The sequence below is a fragment of the Candidatus Accumulibacter aalborgensis genome (genome assembly GCF_900089955.1).
In the GTDB taxonomy this organism is placed as follows: Bacteria; Pseudomonadota; Gammaproteobacteria; order Burkholderiales; family Rhodocyclaceae; genus Accumulibacter; species Accumulibacter aalborgensis.
The window spans coordinates 107,720-126,562 of sequence record NZ_FLQX01000146.1 but is presented as its reverse complement, the minus strand read 5'-3'; the positions used below and the strand labels follow the sequence as shown (position 1 = coordinate 126,562).

Annotated in this window: 23 protein-coding genes and 1 tRNA gene; 14 read left to right on the top strand and 10 right to left on the bottom strand. The window is 60.5% G+C overall.

The window, feature by feature from the left end:
* Window positions 1–35: 35 nt before the first annotated feature.
* Both ACCAA_RS18490 and ACCAA_RS18485 read right to left on the bottom strand, forming a co-directional pair.
* Window positions 36–608, bottom strand: coding sequence for a hypothetical protein (locus tag ACCAA_RS18490; RefSeq protein ID WP_186408717.1), 573 nt, complete (start codon window positions 606–608; stop codon window positions 36–38).
* Complete coding sequence (locus tag ACCAA_RS18485; protein ID WP_186408716.1) at window positions 605–1,825, bottom strand: TolC family protein; 1,221 nt, start codon at window positions 1,823–1,825, stop codon at window positions 605–607. The genes ACCAA_RS18490 and ACCAA_RS18485 overlap by 4 nt, the downstream gene beginning before the upstream one ends.
* A gap of 398 nt (window positions 1,826–2,223) precedes the next feature.
* Between ACCAA_RS18485 and copK (ACCAA_RS18480) the strand changes: the two genes are divergently transcribed.
* From copK (ACCAA_RS18480) to copK (ACCAA_RS18460), 4 genes are all read left to right on the top strand, one after another.
* Window positions 2,224–2,511, top strand: coding sequence for a periplasmic Cu(I)/Cu(II)-binding protein CopK (gene copK / locus ACCAA_RS18480; protein WP_186408715.1), 288 nt, complete (start codon window positions 2,224–2,226; stop codon window positions 2,509–2,511).
* Between the two features lie 627 nt (window positions 2,512–3,138).
* Window positions 3,139–3,570 carry a hypothetical protein gene (locus ACCAA_RS18470; protein WP_186408713.1) on the top strand — a complete coding sequence of 144 codons (432 nt, stop codon included), beginning with the start codon at window positions 3,139–3,141 and terminating at the stop codon, window positions 3,568–3,570.
* 218 nt (window positions 3,571–3,788) lie between these two features.
* Window positions 3,789–4,196, top strand: a complete 408-nt coding sequence (locus ACCAA_RS18465) for a CzcE family metal-binding protein (protein ID WP_186408712.1) — start codon at window positions 3,789–3,791, stop codon at window positions 4,194–4,196.
* 115 nt (window positions 4,197–4,311) lie between these two features.
* Complete coding sequence (gene copK / locus ACCAA_RS18460; RefSeq protein ID WP_186408711.1) at window positions 4,312–4,605, top strand: periplasmic Cu(I)/Cu(II)-binding protein CopK; 294 nt, start codon at window positions 4,312–4,314, stop codon at window positions 4,603–4,605.
* On the opposite strand, the gene ACCAA_RS18455 is transcribed toward copK (ACCAA_RS18460), so the two are convergent.
* The 6 genes from ACCAA_RS18455 to ACCAA_RS18425 form a co-directional block, all read right to left on the bottom strand.
* Entirely contained in the window at window positions 4,602–5,912 is a 1,311-nt protein-coding gene (locus ACCAA_RS18455; RefSeq protein WP_245754668.1) for an HD-GYP domain-containing protein, read from the bottom strand. The genes copK (ACCAA_RS18460) and ACCAA_RS18455 overlap by 4 nt on opposite strands.
* Before the next feature lie 271 nt (window positions 5,913–6,183).
* Window positions 6,184–6,426, bottom strand: coding sequence for a hypothetical protein (locus ACCAA_RS18445; protein WP_186408709.1), 243 nt, complete (start codon window positions 6,424–6,426; stop codon window positions 6,184–6,186).
* 48 nt (window positions 6,427–6,474) lie between these two features.
* Complete coding sequence (locus ACCAA_RS18440; protein WP_186408708.1) at window positions 6,475–6,759, bottom strand: hypothetical protein; 285 nt, start codon at window positions 6,757–6,759, stop codon at window positions 6,475–6,477.
* Window positions 6,760–7,341: 582 nt separating this feature from the next.
* Window positions 7,342–7,800, bottom strand: a complete 459-nt coding sequence (locus ACCAA_RS18435) for a hypothetical protein (RefSeq protein ID WP_186408707.1) — start codon at window positions 7,798–7,800, stop codon at window positions 7,342–7,344.
* 181 nt (window positions 7,801–7,981) lie between these two features.
* Window positions 7,982–8,899 carry an ExeA family protein gene (locus ACCAA_RS18430; RefSeq protein ID WP_245754667.1) on the bottom strand — a complete coding sequence of 306 codons (918 nt, stop codon included), beginning with the start codon at window positions 8,897–8,899 and terminating at the stop codon, window positions 7,982–7,984.
* Between the two features lie 65 nt (window positions 8,900–8,964).
* The gene (locus ACCAA_RS18425; RefSeq protein ID WP_186408706.1) at window positions 8,965–10,422 is read right to left on the bottom strand and encodes a sigma-54-dependent transcriptional regulator; all 1,458 of its coding nucleotides are present in this window, start codon (window positions 10,420–10,422) and stop codon (window positions 8,965–8,967) included.
* 135 nt (window positions 10,423–10,557) lie between these two features.
* Here ACCAA_RS18425 and ACCAA_RS18420 point away from each other — a divergent pair, with 135 nt between their 5' ends.
* The 10 genes from ACCAA_RS18420 (at window position 10,558) to murA (ending at window position 17,565) form a co-directional block, all read left to right on the top strand.
* The gene (locus ACCAA_RS18420; RefSeq protein ID WP_186408705.1) at window positions 10,558–11,376 is read left to right on the top strand and encodes an ABC transporter ATP-binding protein; all 819 of its coding nucleotides are present in this window, start codon (window positions 10,558–10,560) and stop codon (window positions 11,374–11,376) included.
* Window positions 11,363–12,175: a lipid asymmetry maintenance ABC transporter permease subunit MlaE gene (mlaE, locus tag ACCAA_RS18415; protein ID WP_186408704.1), complete on the top strand. Its 813-nt coding sequence runs from the start codon at window positions 11,363–11,365 to the stop codon at window positions 12,173–12,175. The genes ACCAA_RS18420 and mlaE overlap by 14 nt, the downstream gene beginning before the upstream one ends.
* Window positions 12,175–12,630 carry an outer membrane lipid asymmetry maintenance protein MlaD gene (gene mlaD, locus ACCAA_RS18410; RefSeq protein ID WP_186408703.1) on the top strand — a complete coding sequence of 152 codons (456 nt, stop codon included), beginning with the start codon at window positions 12,175–12,177 and terminating at the stop codon, window positions 12,628–12,630. Before mlaE ends, mlaD begins: the two co-directional genes overlap by 1 nt.
* Before the next feature lie 30 nt (window positions 12,631–12,660).
* Window positions 12,661–13,374, top strand: a complete 714-nt coding sequence (locus ACCAA_RS18405; RefSeq protein ID WP_186408702.1) for an MlaA family lipoprotein — start codon at window positions 12,661–12,663, stop codon at window positions 13,372–13,374.
* A 66-nt stretch (window positions 13,375–13,440) separates the two neighbouring features.
* Window positions 13,441–14,055: an MlaC/ttg2D family ABC transporter substrate-binding protein gene (locus ACCAA_RS18400; RefSeq protein WP_245754666.1), complete on the top strand. Its 615-nt coding sequence runs from the start codon at window positions 13,441–13,443 to the stop codon at window positions 14,053–14,055.
* Window positions 14,052–14,351 carry an STAS domain-containing protein gene (locus ACCAA_RS18395; protein ID WP_186408700.1) on the top strand — a complete coding sequence of 100 codons (300 nt, stop codon included), beginning with the start codon at window positions 14,052–14,054 and terminating at the stop codon, window positions 14,349–14,351. Before ACCAA_RS18400 ends, ACCAA_RS18395 begins: the two co-directional genes overlap by 4 nt.
* A gap of 37 nt (window positions 14,352–14,388) precedes the next feature.
* Window positions 14,389–15,315, top strand: coding sequence for an ABC transporter ATP-binding protein (locus tag ACCAA_RS18390; protein ID WP_186408699.1), 927 nt, complete (start codon window positions 14,389–14,391; stop codon window positions 15,313–15,315).
* A complete protein-coding gene (locus tag ACCAA_RS18385) occupies window positions 15,312–16,064 on the top strand; it encodes an ABC transporter permease (RefSeq protein WP_186408698.1) in 753 nt (250 codons plus the stop codon). The genes ACCAA_RS18390 and ACCAA_RS18385 overlap by 4 nt, the downstream gene beginning before the upstream one ends.
* Window positions 16,065–16,067: 3 nt before the next feature.
* Window positions 16,068–16,313, top strand: coding sequence for a BolA family protein (locus ACCAA_RS18380; protein WP_186408697.1), 246 nt, complete (start codon window positions 16,068–16,070; stop codon window positions 16,311–16,313).
* Window positions 16,306–17,565 carry a UDP-N-acetylglucosamine 1-carboxyvinyltransferase gene (gene murA / locus ACCAA_RS18375; RefSeq protein WP_186408696.1) on the top strand — a complete coding sequence of 420 codons (1,260 nt, stop codon included), beginning with the start codon at window positions 16,306–16,308 and terminating at the stop codon, window positions 17,563–17,565. The genes ACCAA_RS18380 and murA overlap by 8 nt, the downstream gene beginning before the upstream one ends.
* Window positions 17,566–17,658: 93 nt before the next feature.
* Here murA and ACCAA_RS18370 read toward each other — a convergent pair whose 3' ends face one another.
* Window positions 17,659–17,967, bottom strand: coding sequence for a DUF3579 domain-containing protein (locus tag ACCAA_RS18370; protein ID WP_186408695.1), 309 nt, complete (start codon window positions 17,965–17,967; stop codon window positions 17,659–17,661).
* Between the two features lie 183 nt (window positions 17,968–18,150).
* Window positions 18,151–18,225: transfer RNA gene (locus ACCAA_RS18365), tRNA-Val, on the bottom strand.
* Window positions 18,226–18,843 lie beyond the last annotated feature (618 nt).

Below are 18,843 nucleotides of genomic sequence, written 5' to 3'. Positions count from 1 at the left end.
ACAGGACAAGCGTGTCACGGCTGATGTTGCGCGAATCAGACATGGTGGATGGCCCTTTCTTTCGCTTGGCGGCGCAGGCGACGCGCGACCAGTCCGCCGCAGACCAGGACCAGCGAAATCGCTGCCAAGAGCCACCAGGAACGTTCGGTATTTTTCTCGGCGGGCGCTGCTGCCGCTCCTTCTCCCACCTCCAGAGTGGCGGCGAGCAGATCGACGATTTCGCCTGCCTGAATGGTCAGCATCAGCGGGTATTTGCCGGGCTGGGTGAGGGCGGCTGCGGGCAATTGATAGACCCCGTCGGCCATCGCAGCGGCAACGCCCTTGATCCCTGGCCCCTCGACTTCGATCTGCGCGCCCTGGATGGGCACGTTGTCGCTGGCGCGGTCGACATAGATGAGCAGATCTCTGTCGGCGAGCACCCCGACGATTTCCAGGTCCTCGCTGCGCACCTCGAAGCGTGGCGCCAAGCGGACATCGGCAGGCCTCTCGCTGGCTGCGTGGTCATGGCCTTCATGAGCGATGACCGGCGCAAACAGGGAGAACAGCGCCACTAGAATGGCCGCAATGCAAGGAGCAGCGCAGGTCGGGATGAAGGATGGTCGGGTCACGGAGTGATTCCTCGAGCCTGGTTCAGATTGGCCTGCGCGGCGGAGAGTCGGGAACGGCTGCGGACCCCCTCGATGCGCGCCTCGGTGGTCTGCGACTGGGCGCGCAGCAGCTCGACGAGCGAGGTTTCGCCAAGCTCGAACGAGCGGCGCATCAGCGCCAGGCGCTCCACCGCCGCTTGTTCGCGGTCGACCGCGAGCACCGCGCCGAGAGCGGCCGATTCGAGCTGCGCTTCGGCTTCGCGCAGCTCGGCATCGACTTCGGCGAGCAGCCGTCGATAGCGGGCTTCGGCCTCGATCAGCGTCGTGTTGGCGCTGGCCATGAGGGGCGCATTGCGCACCTCGACGGCCAGCGGGATGCTGATGGCAAAACCAATGCTGTCGCGCGGCGTGGCACCGGATACGTCGCGATCGCGGCGATACAGCAGACCGACACTCGGCGCCTCGCGGCGCGATTCCTGAGCCACTTTGAGGGCCGCGCGGGCGCGCTCGATAACCGCCTGGCCGGCGGCGATGCGGGGATCGACAGGCCGATTGTCTGCCCCGGCAAGCGGCTCCAGCGGATCATCCGGCAGGCGGTCAGTGCCGGTCAGCACACGGTAGCGTTGCAGGCTGCGGACTGCTCCGAGTTGGGCGTCGGCAGCGGCTGCGCGCGCGCTGGCGGTTTCCTGCCGGGCGAGCAGCAGGTCGGAGCGGGCAATTTCCCCCACTTTGAGCCGCCTGCCGACATCCGCTTCGAGTCCTAACGCGGTTTTCAGGCGCTCTGCGGCAATCTCGGCTTCACTCCTGGCCATGACCAGCGTCCACAGCGCTCTGCGCAGTTCACCGGCGACAGCGAGCCGTGTCGCCTGGATATCGCCTTCGTTCTCTTCGCCGTCGGCCTCGGCAAGGCTCCTGCGCGCAGCCTTTTGTCCAGGCAGCCAGAGCGGAATGGAAATGCCGATTTCGCTCTCCTGGTTACCCAGATCACTGTTCCAGCGGTCTGTCCGGTGAAAAGCGTCGATCTTCGGAGCGGCAGGAACCCAGGATTCGGCCACCGTTCGGCTGGCGGCGACTTCGTCCCGTTTCGCCTCAGCCGTTCGCCCCTGTGGGGAATTCGCCCACGCTCTCTCGAACACCTCGCGCAAGGTTTCCGCCTGCGCGGGAGTTGCCGCAGCAAGCAGCAAGGTCAGGAGGGTGACCGCCAGCCCTGCCTTCACCTCAAGCGGATAACCATGCATCGGAAGCGCCCATCGTCAATCACTGATGGGAGCGATGTTGCCGGATGCTGACCTACAGAAAGCTGACTGAAAAATTACAAATCTGTAATCTGCTTCGCTGGTGGGTGATACGGAGGCAGAAGCCTGAATGTCTCACGTCTCGAAACCGTGCCGATCGACGTGGGCGGCAAGAGCACCTAGAAGTTCGAATGTTCGGAACCGCGCCGTTCCCGCTTGGATTGTTCCCCGGGCTGAGGGCATTACGGTTCATGTAGCCGAGAATCCAGCCTACCAGCGAGGCTGACAGACAGATTACCGGGTAATGACGCAAATGTCATCCCCCGGTTCGGAAACTGTAAGGCTGCAGAGAGTAGCATCTGTAATGTAGGTTCAATTCAATTTATTCAAGGAGAGAGAAGATGTTGAAAAAACTGTTGATGGTTGCGGCGATGAGCGCCGTTGCCGCTACCGCTTTCGCCAGTGATGCCGGCCGTGCCCAAGCGGAGAAGGTCATCGAACTGAAAGACGGTTCGACCATCTATCTCTTCAAGGACGGCAAAATGGCCATGGAAGACAAGTCCGGCCGCGCCAAGCGCATGGACAAGGGTGTGGTGATGGAAACCAAGGATGGCCAGAAGATCATGATGTACGGCGACGAGGTCATGCGCCTTGATTCCCTGATCAAACAGGGGCACTCGGGAGGCTGAACAACCAGCCCACCTGAGCGCAAAGGGGCTCCTTGGGGAGCCGTTTCCGTCTTGAAGGAATGGGCCGGACCCTTCAAGCACGGTGAAACAGGAAGCGCACTCTCGCTTTCGCACGTCACGGAATCCAAGCGCCAACCGACTGCCGATAAACTCGCCGGTACGGGTCCGCAACGTCCTGAGTTGCTGTGCGTGTGTTGAGCGTCGACAGCGGCAGCAGCTATCGGAAGGGCACGCGTCTCGAAACCGTCCAGGTCGATCTGGACGGCAGAAGCATTACATGGACCTTGGACACGTTCGGGACCACCTCGTCCCCGCTTTCCAAGAATGTCGCCGTGGCTGAGGGGATTACGGTGCATATGACCGAACACCGGGCCTATCGGGGAGGCTGACAGGTGGATTACTGTGAGGTGACACAAGTATCATCTCACAGTTCGGAAACCGCCAGGTTGCCGACAGCCGACCGTAGTATCTGTGGAGGATGTCCCGTTAGCCCAGAAACCTCAGCCACTCTTGTGTTCGCCATTCTGCTAATACAAGACAGGCGGGGCAGCCCAGTTTGGTGCATTGCCCACGCTGACCTGGAAGCCGGCAGGGGCGGTTCGCTTTGCTTTGAAGCGAGGAGTCTATATGAATGCATTAACGAAATTTGCAACTGTTTTTCTGGCATCCGTCACGCTTTACGGATGCGCCGGGCAATCCCATCGGCTCGTGTCAGGGAATGGGTCGGGACGCGCCGTTGGGTCGATCACCCACGGAGGAGTGACTGATGCGACCATGTTCCTGGAATTTGGCGGGAAACGATTTGAATCTCGTGGATTTGCCATCAGCCGAAGCCAGAACCTGGGCGAACTTCGGGAACAGTACGGATTTGGCAGCAAGCACTACGATAGGGTTTCTACAGGAACAGATCCTGAGCACTATCGGTACTCTGCGAAGCCCGAGTTGCGTGCCGAGGACGGTACAACGATGCAATGCGTACTGGCATGGCGAGCGTATGAAGCCCCGGATGGAGTTTGCGTGTCCCTCGATGGAAAGGAAGTCAAGTTCCGTGGTGAGTAAGCCGATGTGACTTCGGTTACCGCACCAATCGCCTGGAGCCAAGACCAGATTGAACACGTTTCCTGCAAAAATCTGCTCGACCATCCTGGTGACTACGAATGCCTGACCAGGATGTAATTCCCCGGTCAGCGTTCTGTTGGCATGCGACTCCTAAGATGACATCACCGTCGGACGAGAACTGTCCGGTGCGATCAACCCGATGTCACAAGGAGAAAACCATGAAGACCCATTTTACGCAAATCGCCCTGATCGCCGCCTTGAGTGCGGCAGGCGCAACGACTGCTTTTGCCCACACAGACTACTCTGAAGGAGGATACTCTGAAGCAGGAAGCGCACACTGGCTTTCGCACGTCGCGGAATCCAGGAGCCAGCCGACCGCCAGTCAGCTTGCCCCTTACGGTTACGTAGCGTCGGGGGTCGCTGGTCGGGTGTTCAACGTCGACAGTGGCACCAAACATATCAATGTCTCACGTCTTGAGACCGTCAGAATTGACGTGGGCGGCAAGAGCGTCACCTGGAAGTTCGATACGCTCGGAACCGCGCCGTTCCCGCTCTCCAAGATTATCTCTGGCGCTGATGGGGTAACGGTTTATGTAGCCGAGAACCCTGCCTCTCAGGGAGGCTGACAGAGAGATTACAGTGTGATGACGCAAATGTCATCGTCCGGTTCAGAAACTGTAAGGTCGCCGAGAGTAGCATCTGTAATGCAGGTTCAATCAATTCAAATCAAGGAGAAAGAAAATGTTGAAAAAACTGTTGATGGTTGTCGCAATGAGTGCCGTTGCCGCTTCCGCATTCGCCAGTGATGCCGCCCGCGATCAAGCGGAGAAGGTCATCGAACTGAAAGACGGTTCGACCGTCTATCTCTTCAAGGGCGGCAAAATGGCCATGGAAGACAAGTCCGGCCGCGCCAAACGCATGGATCAGGATGTGGTCATGGAAACCAAGGATGGCCAGAAGATCATCATGCATGGCGACGAGGTCAGCCGTCTCGATTCCCTGCTCAAACAGGATACCCGAGGCGGAGGGCATTAATCAACTGGCTCCCCGGGGTGTGAAGCGGCTCCTGCGGGGACCGCTGCCGTCCTGAAATATCGGGAAAGTACCGCCTGCATCTCTTGTCGCAATCCCGTATTGCCGGCCTGACCCGCCGTGGCGTACAAGACGGGAGCAATCTCCTTGAAGATCGCAACGACCTCCGGGTCGAAATGTCGACCCGAATCCCTTGCGATGATGGTCAGTGCCTCGGCCAGAGCCATCGGCTTTTTGTAGGGTCGTTCCGAGGTCAGTGCGTCGAAAACATCGACGACTGCGAATATCCTGGCGGCACGGGGAATCGCGTCGCCGCGCAGGCCATCGGGATAGCCTGTGCCGTCAATATGTTCGTGATGATTCCGAATGGTCAGCGCCGCACCCGCCAGCCACGGGTTGTCCGCGACGATTGCGATGCCCAGGAGAGGATGAGTCTTCATGACATCGAACTCGTCGGCAGTCAGCTTGCCGGGTTTCAATAAAATGTTGTCCGGGATACCGATCTTGCCCACGTCGTGCAGGAATGCGCCAACGACCAGATCCGAGATCTCCTTTTCCGGCACGCACATCGCCTCGGCAAGAGCGACCGCATAAAACGTTACCCGGTAGTTGTGGGTATCGGTGTCCGAATCCCGCTTGGCGATGGCATTTCCCAGAGAACGTATCAGCGAGAGATTAGCGTCGAGCAGACGACGGGACAGTGCGCTTGATTGCCGCAACATCGCCAGCAGCAGCGGGTAGAGCAGAAGCGCCGTGGCCAGGACCGACAGGGTCGCCGTCAAGGCTCCATTGCGAATCTGCTCCCGTTGCGCCTGCAAGCTCTGCTCGTCGAGGCGGCTGACGCCTTCCAGATAACCCACAACCGTCGCATCCTCTCCGACTAACGGCAGAACGACTCGAATCAGTCGCTCGCCGGCAACCTCGACCCAGTTTTGATGGCTTTGACCCCGTTCAGGCCAATCATGTTGTCGGGATCTGGCGGCATCGATAAGAGCAGCGGGGACGTCCTCCCAGGTCTCATAGATCAGCGTTCTGTCCGCGCTGAATACGCGAATACCGAAAAACCGGGTTCGATCCAGCAGGCGGCTGAGCGCAGCATGTTCCTCGGGGGCTTTCGCATTGATGGCCAGTTGCATGGCGGGCGATTCGAAATGGCGAGCGCTATCTGCCACACGTTCCAGCGCGGCCAACTCGGCGCGGCGAGTTTCGAACAGGTACAAAGCACCACCGGCCGCGAATCCGATAATGAGTGCTGCAGCGCTGAGTCTGCTGGCAAGGAGCCAGAGTAGTTGCCGAGGGCTGTCCGGCAATCCAACAGGCATCTCAATCCTTCAGATTCTGCAGCATCTCCATCATGTGCTTGAAATGGCCGCTGACCCGATCCAGCGAAAACTCGTACATCACTGCATTCTCCGCAAACTTGGATCGTTCGACATCCATCTCTGCAGTCGAAAACGATTGCTCGAATCTCTCACCTGGCGTTTCTACACTGGCAGCCTGACGCCATGCTGCCCGGTGTGCGAGGGTGGCGGAACGAGTGGCGAATCGCCGATTCCTGCAACTGGCGGCATGGCCTTCAGGTCACTTGTTCTTGATCAGAATAGCCTTGATCAGGTTGATCGGTCCGACGCCGTGCAAACTGACGCTGCGCCGCGATTTCCCAGGTGCATCAGGGCAGCCATGGTTGCATTCAACGGCCCAGTGCTTCATCAACACCGCCTGACAAAAGGTAAAGCGTATCGTCTTCGGGTTGCAGCCGACAGCTTCTGCAAGCAGACGACAGGAGCACCGGTTGCCGTGTTCATCCTGCTTTTGACTGTTCATCGTCGGCGAGCCGCGGCCCCCGTGAAAGAGGTCTCGTGATGGCCCCGCTTACTTCATGTCCCGAGGATGATAGTGCTTGCTCATGTCCTTGGCCGAATTCGGCTTGTTCAACTGAGGTTCCGGTGCTTTCTGCGGCACGCCGGTTTTTTCCTCGAGGTGAGAGTGAGGTCTTACTTTCTTTTCGGCTTGCACGCTGGCAGCGGGGGCTTGCGCACCGGCAACGGGATCCTTGCCTTCAGCGGCCTTATCCGTATCAGACGCGGCCTGCGCGCCAACGGCAAAAGCGACGATGGCGGTAAACAGAGCTGCCGAAAGGATCGATTGCGGTTTCATGGGGATTTCTTCCAAGGGTTGAGCGGGATGGACTCTTGGTTGTCCAATAACCTCGGACTATCCACAGTCTATACTTCGGATCCAGTCGGCAGCATGGCTTCCGGATTACATTTCTGTCAGGTTTCGTCCGGCGATGTTTGCTGCGGTTGGACGCAAGTCCCGTCTGCAACGGTCATCGTGCCTCGTGCAACGCCTAATACGGCAACATCACCTCGGATCAGGGATTCGGGATCCGCCTTGAAGCAAGACCGAAGTTGCCTCTAGCGGTCTGTTCGAGGGTGACCGGCGGCACGAGAAGCGGCCGGTCGTCGCCTTGACCGAATACGCGCGTCTTGCCCGGTTGCAGTACGACGGTGGTTACACAGGCTATTCGACAGTGCAACAGGCCGAGCGGACCCTGTTCCCGGCCGAACTCAATCTGGCGTCCAGTCGTGGGTCGCTGTTCGCCTCGTCGGTCAACATCTACAAGGCGATGGGTGGGTGGCGGCTGGGTGAGCGCAGCCGACAAGCTGACGGCGAGCGGCGCGAACCCGGTCGAGCGGGAAGCTGGCGCGTCTCCGCTTTTCTGACCCGCCGGCAGGCTCAAGAATCGGGCAACTGGCAAACGACGTTCAGTTCCCGGCACACGTTCAGAATGCGCGTCACGATGATCGACGTGGTCGAGGTTGCGATGCCGGGATGCGCGGTGGACACCATCAGCTGCGCCAGATTGTCGTTGAGCGGGTTGACCTGGATGCCGCCAATCTGCGTTCCGTCGGTGAATTCGATCGAGCGCCTGGCGTCATTGCTACGCGTCACGCGGACTTCGGTGTTCTGAGCCAGCAGGCGCTTGATGGTCTCGAAAACCTTGTCCGGCGCCACCTCGACGATCACCGTCGCGGTGTCGTACGAGGCTCCAGTGCTCGGCGCAGACTGCGCCATCTGCTCGATGCGTCCGACCGCGCGCCGCGCCAGAAACAGCGCCTGGGCATCGGCAACGCCGGACATGCCGACCAGCAAGCTGCCCACCACCAGGCTGCAAGAGTGAATCGATCGCCTCATGTTGCCTCTCCTCTCAAGTGCGCTGCACTATCTGCGCAGCAAGATATCAAGCGACTATGGTCGCCGCCGACAGTGCCTTCGCCCGACGGAGATGGCGCCCGGGGTGTCCACAGAGGGCGGTGCTGTGGCGCGGGGGCGGCCACAGTAACCGCCGCTACGACGGCAATGCCCGGCGCAGCGCTCATCCGCCGAGGGTCGGCCGGCCGGCGACGTAAGCCAGGCCGGCCATCGCACAGAGGGCCAAAGCCGCTCCGGCCCATGGCCACCAGGTGCCGCACCGCCGACTCAAGGGCCGAAAACGAGCGTCGCGGATGGCGGCCTTGGCCTGGCGGCCAGCAATCTGATGAACGCCGTCGGAAAAAGCGGCCAGCAGCGCTTTGTCGGCCAGGATATTGATTCGGCGATTAAGCCCTTCGGACGCCCGGCTGATCAATTGGACGGCACGCTTGGTAAACAGATCCGGGCCGTGGTAGCCAGCCGAGCGCAGCCGGAACATCAGATACACCGCGACGTCGTTGGCGCGCATCGGCGCCAACTGGAAGTGGTGCGTAATGCGGTCGTTGAGCTGGCGCATGGCCCATTCACTCAGGCGGTGATCGAGTTCCGGCTGACCAAACAGGACAATCTGCAGGAGTTTGTGCTGCTTCGATTCGAGGTTGGAGAGCAGGCGAATCTCTTCAAGCGCTTCCGGTGGCATGGCATGCGCCTCGTCGATCAGCGCAACGACCTGGCGACCGGCAGCGTAGATGGCCAGCAAGCGCTCCTGCAAGAGGCGCAGCCACAGATGGCTGCGTTCGTCGGGCAGGGGAAGCTGCAGTTCGTCGGCAATCGCCACGAGTATCTCGCCACGCGACAGCAGCGGGTTGGCCAGATAGACCGTCTCGACGTTGTTCGGCAGCCTCTCGAGTAGCATCCGGCAGAGCATCGTCTTGCCGCTGCCGACCTCACCGCTGACCTTGACGATTCCTTGGTCGTGCGTGATCGCGTAGATCAGCGCCTCGAGCGTGGCCCCCCGATTGGCGCCAGTAAAGAAGAATTCGGTGTGCGGCGTGATGCGAAACGGCGCCTGACGCAGCCCGAAGTGGTCGAGATACATCATGCCCGATCATGCATCATGGATTGCACATCAGATCAAATCACCCATTGAACACCACACGTCATACATTACGGCTCCCGCGACGACGATTCCATACGGTTGTAAAGCGTCGTGCGGTGAATGCCGAGCAGGCGTGCGGCCTGACTGACATTGCCGTGCGCCAGTTTTAGCGCGGCCTCGATGTAGCCCTGTTCGGTGGCGTCGAGCAGGCGATCAAGGCTGAAGGGATCTCGCTGCCGCAGGCGCTGCGTCGCGGCGGCAACGATCGCCTCACTGGTCATTTCGTCCAGCGCCGGACTCGCTGCGACGGCCACTGGCTCGTCCGGCAAATCCAGTTCGCCTTCCAGCAACCGGGAATCGACGGTCTGCCCAGGGTGTTTGGTGGTCAACCGAATGACGATGTTGCGCAGTTCACGCACATTGCCCGGAAATGCATAGCCGAGCCACAAGTCCTTTGCATTCGCGGCAAGATCGAACGGCTGTTGCTGCATCTGTGCTGCGTAAAGGTGCCGGAAGTGGTTCAGGAGCAAAAGCTTGTCATCGCCCATCTCGCGCAGTGGAGGAGCAACGATCGAACAGACCGACAGCCGGTGGTAGAGATCGGCCCGGAAATTGCCGGACTTCGCCTCACGGCGCAGGTCACGGTTGGTGGCCGCGATGATGCGCGCCTGGCTGACTCTCTGCTGGGTTTCGCCGACCCGCTGGTATTCGCCATTCTCCAGCACCCGGAGCAGCTTCGCCTGGAGTTCGAGTGCCAATTCGCCAATCTCGTCAAGGAACAGAGTGCCGTCGGCGGCATCTTCAAAATAGCCAGCCTTCATCGCTGCGGCGCCGGTAAACGCACCCCTGGCGTAACCGAACAACGTTGCCTCGACCAGGTTGGGCGACACGGCAGCACAATTGAGCGCCAGAAAAGGCCTGGAGCGGCGTCTGGTATCATGATGCAGACAACCCTTGGCGATGATCTCCTTGCCGCTGCCCGATTCGCCCTCGATGAGAACCGGGAACGGTAAATCGGCATACTGTCGCACTTGCACCCGCAGCTTCTCCATGGCCGAGCTGTTGCCGATCAAAGGTGACGCACTATTGCTCCTGTGACATACCTCATCCAGCGCACGAAACGCCAGAGCGCGCTTGAGAACCTGTTGCAGATCGCCGGGGTCGCATGGCTTGGCGACAAAGTCGACCGCCCCAAGGGTCCGCGCATGGCGCGCGTTACCCTCGTCGCTCTGTCCCGAGAGGACAACGATGCGGATCTCCGGGGAGACCTTGAGGAGATCCGAAATCAGGGCAAAGCCCTCGTCGGGCCGATGCGGCAGCGGCGGCAGACCAAGGTCGACGAGGGCCAGTTCAGGCAAATGGCGCAGTTGGCCAAGCAGTTGCATGCAGTGTGGACGCGAGTGGCTGGTGAGCACCTCAAATAGCGGGGTCAACGAAAAACTCAAGGTGTCACAAATCAGCGCGTCGTCATCGACGATGAGCAGGAAGGGCTTGTCGCGCAGTGGGGTGTCCGGTTGGGTGGTCATGAAAAGAATCGCCTGGCAGCATAATGCAGCCTTTCCGGCATTATTCCACAATTGAATTGGCGCCAAGGAATTGACGGCGATGACGCCCGTCGTTCAGGTATAATTCGCGCTCGTTTTTTGTCCTGGGATACTGCGGTGTCGGCCGATAATCTTGTCGAAATCAAGGATCTGGATTTTGCCTACGACGATCGACCGATCCTCAAGGGCATCAGCATGGAGATTCCGCGCGGCAAGGTGGTGGCCATCATGGGCGGCTCGGGTTGCGGCAAGACCACCCTGTTGCGGCTGATCGGCGGGCAGCTCAAGCCAAGCCGCGGCGAGGTTCTGGTCGACGGCCTTTCCGTGCCCCATCTGGGCAATGACGAACTGTACGCACTGCGCCGGCGAATGGGCATGTTGTTCCAGTTTGGCGCCTTGTTCACTGATATTTCGGTTTTTGACAACGTCGCCTACCAGATGCGCGAGCACACCGACCTGCCGGAGGAATTGATTCGCGATATGGTCCTCCTGAAACTCAATGCAGTCGGCCTGCGCGGAGCGCATCAACTGATGCCCGCCGAGCTCTCCGGCGGCATGGCCAGGCGAGTAGCGCTGGCGCGGGCGATCGCGCTCGATCCAATGCTGATCATGTACGACGAGCCTTTTGCCGGCCTCGATCCGATCTCGCTGGGCGTCATCGGACAACTGATCCGCAAGCTGAATGACGCGCTCGGTGCGACCACGATCATGGTCACCCACGACATCCAGGAGTCCCTGCTGATCGTCGATTTCATCTATTTCATGTCTGACGGGAAGATCGTCGCGCTCGGAACTCCGGACCAGATCCGGGCTTCCAAGGATCCTTTTGTCCATCAGTTCGTTTTTGCCGAAGCGGACGGACCGGTACCCTTCCACTATCCGGCAGTTCCCATCGCTGAGGAACTGCTGGGGAGAGGCGCAGATGAGCAAGCCTAGCTCGGGTCAGCATGTGTTGCTGTCGATCGTCGCCAGACTGGGACACCAGGTCAACGATGCGCTGCAGCGACTGGGGTTTGCGACCCGCTTCTTTATCATGCTTCTGGCCTGTTCCGGGCAGTCTTTCCGACGCCTGAATCTGACGATTCGCGAGATCTATTTTTCAGGTTTCCAGTCGCTGCTGATCATCATGGTCTCTGGACTGTTCATCGGCATGGTGCTCGGCATGCAGGGCTACGAAACACTGCAGCGCTACGGATCGGCCGACGCGCTCGGCGTTCTCGTAGCGCTGTCGCTGGTACGGGAACTGGGCCCCGTGGTCGCCGCGCTCCTCTTTGCCTCGCGAGCGGGTTCGTCGATCACCGCCGAAATCGGTCTGATGAAGGCCACCGAGCAACTGACCGCAATGGACATGATGGCGGTCAACCCGATTGCCCGCGTGGTGGCGCCGCGTTTCTGGGGAGGCGTGATCTCGATGCCCTTGCTGGCCGCGCTCTTCTCGGCCACCGGGGTCTTCGGCGGCTATCTGATCGGCGTTGTCTTCATCGGCGTCGATGAGGGCGCTTTCTGGTCGCAGATGCAGGCTTCGGTCGATTTTCGCTACGATGTCTGGAGTGGCATCGTGAAGAGCTTCGTTTTTGGTGTCGCGGTGTCCCTGATTGCCGTTTTTGAAGGCTATGACGCCGTACCGACGGCGGAAGGTGTATCCAGCTCGATCAAGGGAACGGTCGTCAAGTCGGCACTGGCGATCCTGGCGCTGGACTTTGTATTGACCTCTTTCATGTTTCGGGAGACTTGATGAGTCGCAAGCTGCTCGACCTGTGGGTCGGTTTTTTTGTTGCTCTGGGGCTCGCTTCAGTGCTCTTTCTGGCGCTGAAGGTCGGCAATCTGTCCAGTGCCAACTTTGCCGAGTCTTACCTCTTGACGGCCAAGTTTGTTAATATCGGTGGCTTGAAGGTTCGGGCGCCGGTGAAGAGTGCGGGCGTGGTCGTCGGGCGGGTCGCCGAGGTACATTTCGACCCGGAAACGTATGAGGCGGTGGTGACCTTCAGCATCGACGGCCGCTATCGCTTTCCCAAGGATACCTTCGCCTTGATCCTGACCGCTGGCTTGCTGGGCGAGCAGTACATCGGACTGGACCCTGGCGGCGATGAGAAGATGCTCAAGGCGGGCGACGTGATCGCTAAGACGCAGTCGGCAGTGGTTCTGGAGAAACTGATCAGCCAATTCATGTTCAACAAGGCATCGGAATGACCCAGTGAACAATAGTATGAAAGGACAAAAGTGAAGCCTGACCGAAGCACGCGCCGGTCGTTCCTGGTCTGTGCCGCCACGATTGTCGCTGCCAGCGGATGCGCGACGACGGCGAACAATCCCAAGGACCCCTTCGAGGGCTTCAACCGTGCGATGTTCGCCGTCAATGAAGGCCTTGATGTCGTCGTCAAACCGGTGGCGCAGGGCTACGATACGGTGGCTCCGCTGCCGGTCAAGGTGGTCGTCGGCAATTTCTTCGGGAATCTCTGGGATGCCTGGACCGCGCTCAACAACCTGCTGCAGGGCAAGGGCGGGGATGCCCTGTCGGATGTCGGGCGGGTGTTGATCAATAGCACGGTCGGGATCGGCGGCGCCTTTGACGTGGCGGGTGAAATGGGGCTGACCAAGCATTCCGAAGAGTTCGGCCAGACGCTTGCCGTGTGGGGCGTCGGTGACGGCCCCTACTTCTACTGGCCACTAATCGGACCGCGTACGACCCGTGATACCTTTGGCTGGATGGTCGACACCTTTTACGATCCGGTGTGGCGACTGGATGACATGGCGCTGCGCAACAGCCTCGTCGCGACGCGATACATCGACTTGCGCGCTACGCTCCTGCCTTCCGACAAGGTGGTCGAAGAGGCCGCTTTTGACAAGTACAACTACATCAGGGATGCATATCTGCAGCATCGCCGCAATGAGGTCTTTGATGGTGATCCGCCGCGCGTCCCCCTTGACGATTAGTCTTCCGCGTCGGCCAACGCAACGGCTGCGCTCACCAGATCTACCCACACTTGCCGGAAAATGTTCATGAAATCACTGGTATCACTGCTGTTTGGCTTGTTTGTCGTGCTCACCTCGTCCTTTGCCCAGGAGAGTTCGCCGGATGGAATGATTCGCCAGGTGACCGACGATGTGCTGACCATCGTTCGCCAGGACACGGACATCCAGAGCGGTAATACGCGCAAGGCGATCGAACTGGTCGATGCCAAGGTGATCCCTTATTTCGATTTTCAGCGAATGACCGCACTGGCCATGGGGCGTGACTGGAACAAGGCGACGCCGGAGCAAAGGAAACGCCTGTCGGAAGAGTTCAAGACACTCTTGGTACGTACCTATTCGAATGCGCTGACCTCCTACAAGAACCAGACCGTGTCCTACAAGCCAAGCAAATTGCAGGCGGGGGACAACGATGTAATCGTCAGGACCGAAATCGTCCAGCCGGGCAGCAAGGCGGTGCCACTCGATTACGCGCTGGCCAAGGAGGGTGACAAATGGAAGGTCTACGATGTCATCGTCGCCGGCGTCAGCCTGGTCACCAATTACCGCGATACTTTCCGCCAGGAAGTTCGCAACAATGGCATTGACGGACTGATCCAGATGCTGGGGAATCGCAACAAGCAACTCGAAGCCGGCAAGAAATGATCGAGCGGACCGAAGGCGGACTGTCCGTCACGGTGCCCATGGTGATCGCCAACGCGCGCACCCTGCTTGAGACAGGGCGCCTCCTCCTGGACACCAGGGGCCAGCAGCCTGCTGCTTCGGTCGTCGACCTGCAGGCCGTCGGAGAGGTGGATTCGTCGGCCTTGGGCGTCGTTCTTGGCTGGCTGCGCACCGCCGGCGAGCGTGACCTGGTGGGGCTGCGTATTGCGAATCCGCCGGCCAGCCTGATCAGCCTGGCGACGCTCTACGGCGTTTCCGAACTACTCCCGCTCGCCTGAACAGGCGGCGCGCCGCCTGTTCGCCAGTGTAGATGCCGTGAGCGTCGCCGTAGCCATTGATCGCGTCGAAAAGCGCTTTGCTTCATTGCGCGCACTGGCCGGCGTTTCGTTGCGGATCGCCGAGGGCGAGTTCTTTGGTCTCCTCGGCCCCAACGGGGCGGGCAAGACCACCCTGATCTCCTGCCTGGCAGGTCTGGCGCGTCCGGATTCGGGCACCCTGACCGTCATGGGACACGACGTCGTCACCGGCTACCGGGACGCGCGGCGCTTGCTTGGCGTGGTGCCGCAGGAACTGGTTTTCGACCCTTTTTTTTCGGTGCGGGAGAGCCTGCGCATCCAGTCGGGCTACTTCGGGATACGCCACAACGACGACTGGATCGACGAGATTCTGGCCAACCTCGATCTGACGGCCAAGGCCGACACCAACATGCGCCGTCTGTCGGGTGGCATGAAGCGGCGGGTGCTGGTCGCGCAGGCGCTGGTGCACAAGCCGCCAGTCATCGTTCTCGACGAACCGACGGCCGGCGTCGATGTCGAGTTGCGGCAGGGCTTGTGGCAATTCGTCCGGCGCCTCAATCGCGACGGCCATACGGTGATCCTGACCACGCATTACCTCGAGGAAGCCGAAGCCTTGTGCGGGCGAATCGCGATGCTCAAAGAGGGGCGTGTGGTCGCCCTCGACACTACTCGCAACCTGCTGGCCCGCGTCTCGGGCCAGGCCCTGCACTTGCGCCTCTCTGGTCCGGCGCCGCTGCCGCCAGCGCTGCGCGCACGGGCGAGCGAAAGCGAGGGGATGTGGACCTTCCAACTCGCGGGCGTCGGCGAGATCGAGCCTTTATTGGTGGCGGTGCGCGAAGCCGGCTGCCTGATGGATGACCTGCGGCTGACCCAGACCGATCTCGAAGACGTCTTTCTCGGCGTCATGCAGAGCAGCAGCCCCCGGCAGGAAACCTCGCGGCCATGAGCGGCTTCCGAACCTTGCTCTACAAGGAGGTGCTGCGCTTCTGGAAGGTGAGTTTCCAGACGGTCGGCGCGCCGGTGCTGACGGCGATGCTCTACCTGATGATCTTCTCGCATGTTCTCGAAGCGCACGTGCAAGTCCACGGGGTGTCCTACGCCGCCTTTCTCATTCCCGGACTGGTGATGATGTCTGCACTGCAGAACGCCTTTGCCAACAGTTCTTCCAGCCTGATTCAGTCGAAGGTGACCGGCAGCGTGGTGTTCGTCCTTCTGCCGCCGATCTCGTACGTCGAGTTTTTTCTGGCCTATGTCGTTGCCGCGATGCTGCGCGGCATGATGGTCGGAGTGGGCGTTCTGCTGGTGACCGTGTGGTTTGCGCTACCGACCTTCGTCGAGCCGCTCTGGATCCTGACCTTCATCGTTCTCGGCGGCGGCATCATGGGAGCGCTGGGTATGGTCGCCGGAATATGGGCCGACAAATTCGACCAGTTGGCGGCCTTTCAGAACTTCCTGATCATGCCGCTGACGATGCTCTCCGGCGTTTTCTACTCGATCCATTCACTACCGCATTTCTGGCAGCAGGTATCGCGTTTCAATCCCGTGTTCTATATGATCGACGGTTTCCGCTTCGGCTTTTTCGGCGTCTCCGACGTGGCGCCCGAGACCAGCCTGGCCGTCGTCGCCACAAGTTTCCTGCTGGTGTCGGCGGCGACGCTGATGCTTCTCAGGAGCGGTTACAAACTGAGGTCCTGAATCATGATGCACCCCGAACAAGTTCACACCATCATAGCGGCAGGTCTGCCCTGCGAGCACCTGCAGGTCATCGGCGATGGCCACCACTTCGAAGCCCTGATCGTCAGTGCCGACTTCGTCGGCAAGAGTCGCGTGCAAAGGCAGCAGCGAGTGAACGAAATTCTGCGTGGGCACTTCAACAGTGGCGAGTTGCACGCCCTTTCGATGAAAACGCAGACCCCCGAAGAGTGGAGTGCCGCGCATGGATAGGCTACTGATCCAAGGCGGCACACCACTGTGTGGCGAAATTGCCATTTCCGGAGCCAAGAACGCGGCCTTGCCGATTCTCTGCGCCTGTCTGCTGACCTCTGAGCCTCTGCAACTCTCCAACGTGCCGCAGCTCAGGGATATCTCGACCATGCTGCGCCTGATCGAGCAGATGGGCGTTGAGGTCAGCCCTGATGGCAGCAATGGCCTGGTACTCGACAGCAAGGGGCTCAATAACCCGCTTGCCCCGTACGACATGGTCAAGACCATGCGCGCATCGATCCTGGTCCTCGGCCCCTTGCTTGCGCGTCACGGTGAGGCACGGGTGTCGTTGCCCGGCGGCTGCGCGATTGGTGCGCGGCCGGTCGAACAGCACATTCGGGGACTGCAGGCCATGGGCGCCGAGATCACTGTCGAGCACGGCTACATCCAGGCCAAGGCCGGGGCTGGCCGCCTCAAGGGTGCCTGCATCGTCACCGACATGGTCACGGTGACCGGTACCGAGAACCTGATGATGGCAGCGGTGCTGGCCGAGGGCGAGACGATCATCGAAAACGCGGCTCGCGAGCCGGAAGTGGTCGACCTGGCCAACTGCCTCGTTTCGATGGGGGCGCAAATCTCCGGGGCCGGTACCGACAAGATTCGCATCCGCGGTGTGGAACGTTTACATGGCGCAAGGCACGCGATCATGGCCGACCGCATCGAGACGGGTACCTACCTTTGTGCTGCCGCAGCTACCGGCGGCAGCATTCGTCTGACCGGGACTTCAGCTGCCTATCTCGACGCAGTGGTCGACAAGCTGCTCGACACCGGCTGTGACATCGTCATCGAGCGCGAGGCGATCACGCTGAACGCGCCGCAGAAACTCCGGGCAGTCAGCATCCGCACCTCACCGTACCCGGCTTTTCCGACCGACATGCAAGCCCAGTTCATGGCCATCAACTGTATTGCCGAGGGGTCGGCGGTGATTCGCGAGACGATCTTCGAGAATCGCTTCATGCACGCCGTCGAACTGATCCGCATGGGAGCCGACATCAGAATCGACGCCAGCAATGCCATGGTCACCGGCGTCGAGCGCCTCGATGGTGCGACGGTAATGGCCACCGACCTGCGCGCGTCAGCCAGTTTGGTCATCGCCGGCCTGGTAGCGCAGGGCGAGACGGTGATCGACCGAATCTATCATCTCGACCGGGGTTACGAACGAATCGAGGAGAAGCTCGGCCAGCTCGGGGCACACGTCAGGCGGGTTCGCTGAGAGCCGACCCGGCCTCCTCCGGTACGTGCGCTGGAGCAGTCCCAGTACCGGGCTTCGCTGGTTGAACCGCAGCCGCCTGCAGTGAAAATCTGCCTACGCTGACTTGCTCTGCTGATCCGCTGGCGAGTCTTCGTGGATCAACTGCAGATCGTTGTCCTGTGCGAAGTGGAGAACAAAGCGATAAGCCATGGGCTCGACTTCATAAAGGCTGCCGTTTACGAAAACGGCCTTTTCACCTTTGTAGTTCCTGGGGCCAACGTAGGGCGAATAACGCATTCGCTTCTCGGCCCCGAACACCGATAACACCCCGCACAGCCGCTCGGCCCAGTCGCTGGGGCGAAACTTCTTGCCGGTGCTGGTTAGGCCGACGATGATGAAAGAGGAGTGCGGTGAAGTGGTCATATCTCGGCAACGTCGTAACAAGGAGACCCGCGAATTACGCTCTTCGATGGTCGTTGAATGCCGGCGACAGAGCCGACGTATCCATTCTACCAGAAACGTGGCCATTTTAGCCGGCGCTTGGAGGCCATTTGCAACGAGGTCGTGGGGATAATCAAGAGGGGGCAACCAGCTCGTCAAGCCGGATGGTGGGCGATAGTGGGATCGAACCACTGACTTCCACCGTGTGAAGGTGGCACTCTACCGCTGAGTTAATCGCCCTGCATTGGTGCAACGATGACCAGCCAGCCCGCTGAAGATGCGCCGCAGCGGCAGGAATCATCCAGACTGTCGGTGTGCGCCCCTTTCTGTTGCCGCCAGCCCCGGACCCTTGTGCGGGCCAGGCTCCAGCCCGCACCACCGGCCGGACAGAGGTGTGGATTACATCACAAGTAGGCAGTTGGGTCAATCAGGAGCTTGTCCAACCAGCCCTGACGCATGACCCCGTCGAATCGGGCCCGTTTGCCGGTAACGCCCGCTTTGGCCGCTGAGGCGGTCAGATGCGGTCAGCTGGCGGCAAAGGAGCGCTTGCGGAGCGCGTGGTGTGGGGTCAGTCAGTGGGATGTGAGAGGTCGTGGGGGCTTCGGTACGATCGCCAAGTGTGCTGGGTCAAGCCAGGGCGCGGCGCAGGAGTTGCGCATGAAGGCGATGGTGCCGCGCACACCGAATTCTTGATACAGGTTGCGTAACTGCCGGGTAAAACGTGCCGCTGTCGTTGACCCGGCCGAAGGCGCCCCGCTGGAAACCCAGCGGCTGCCAGCGCGCCACCAGCGCATCCCACTGTGCCACCACGGCCGCGTCGCGAACGACTTTCCAGGGAGAGCGGTGTGAGTGCCGACA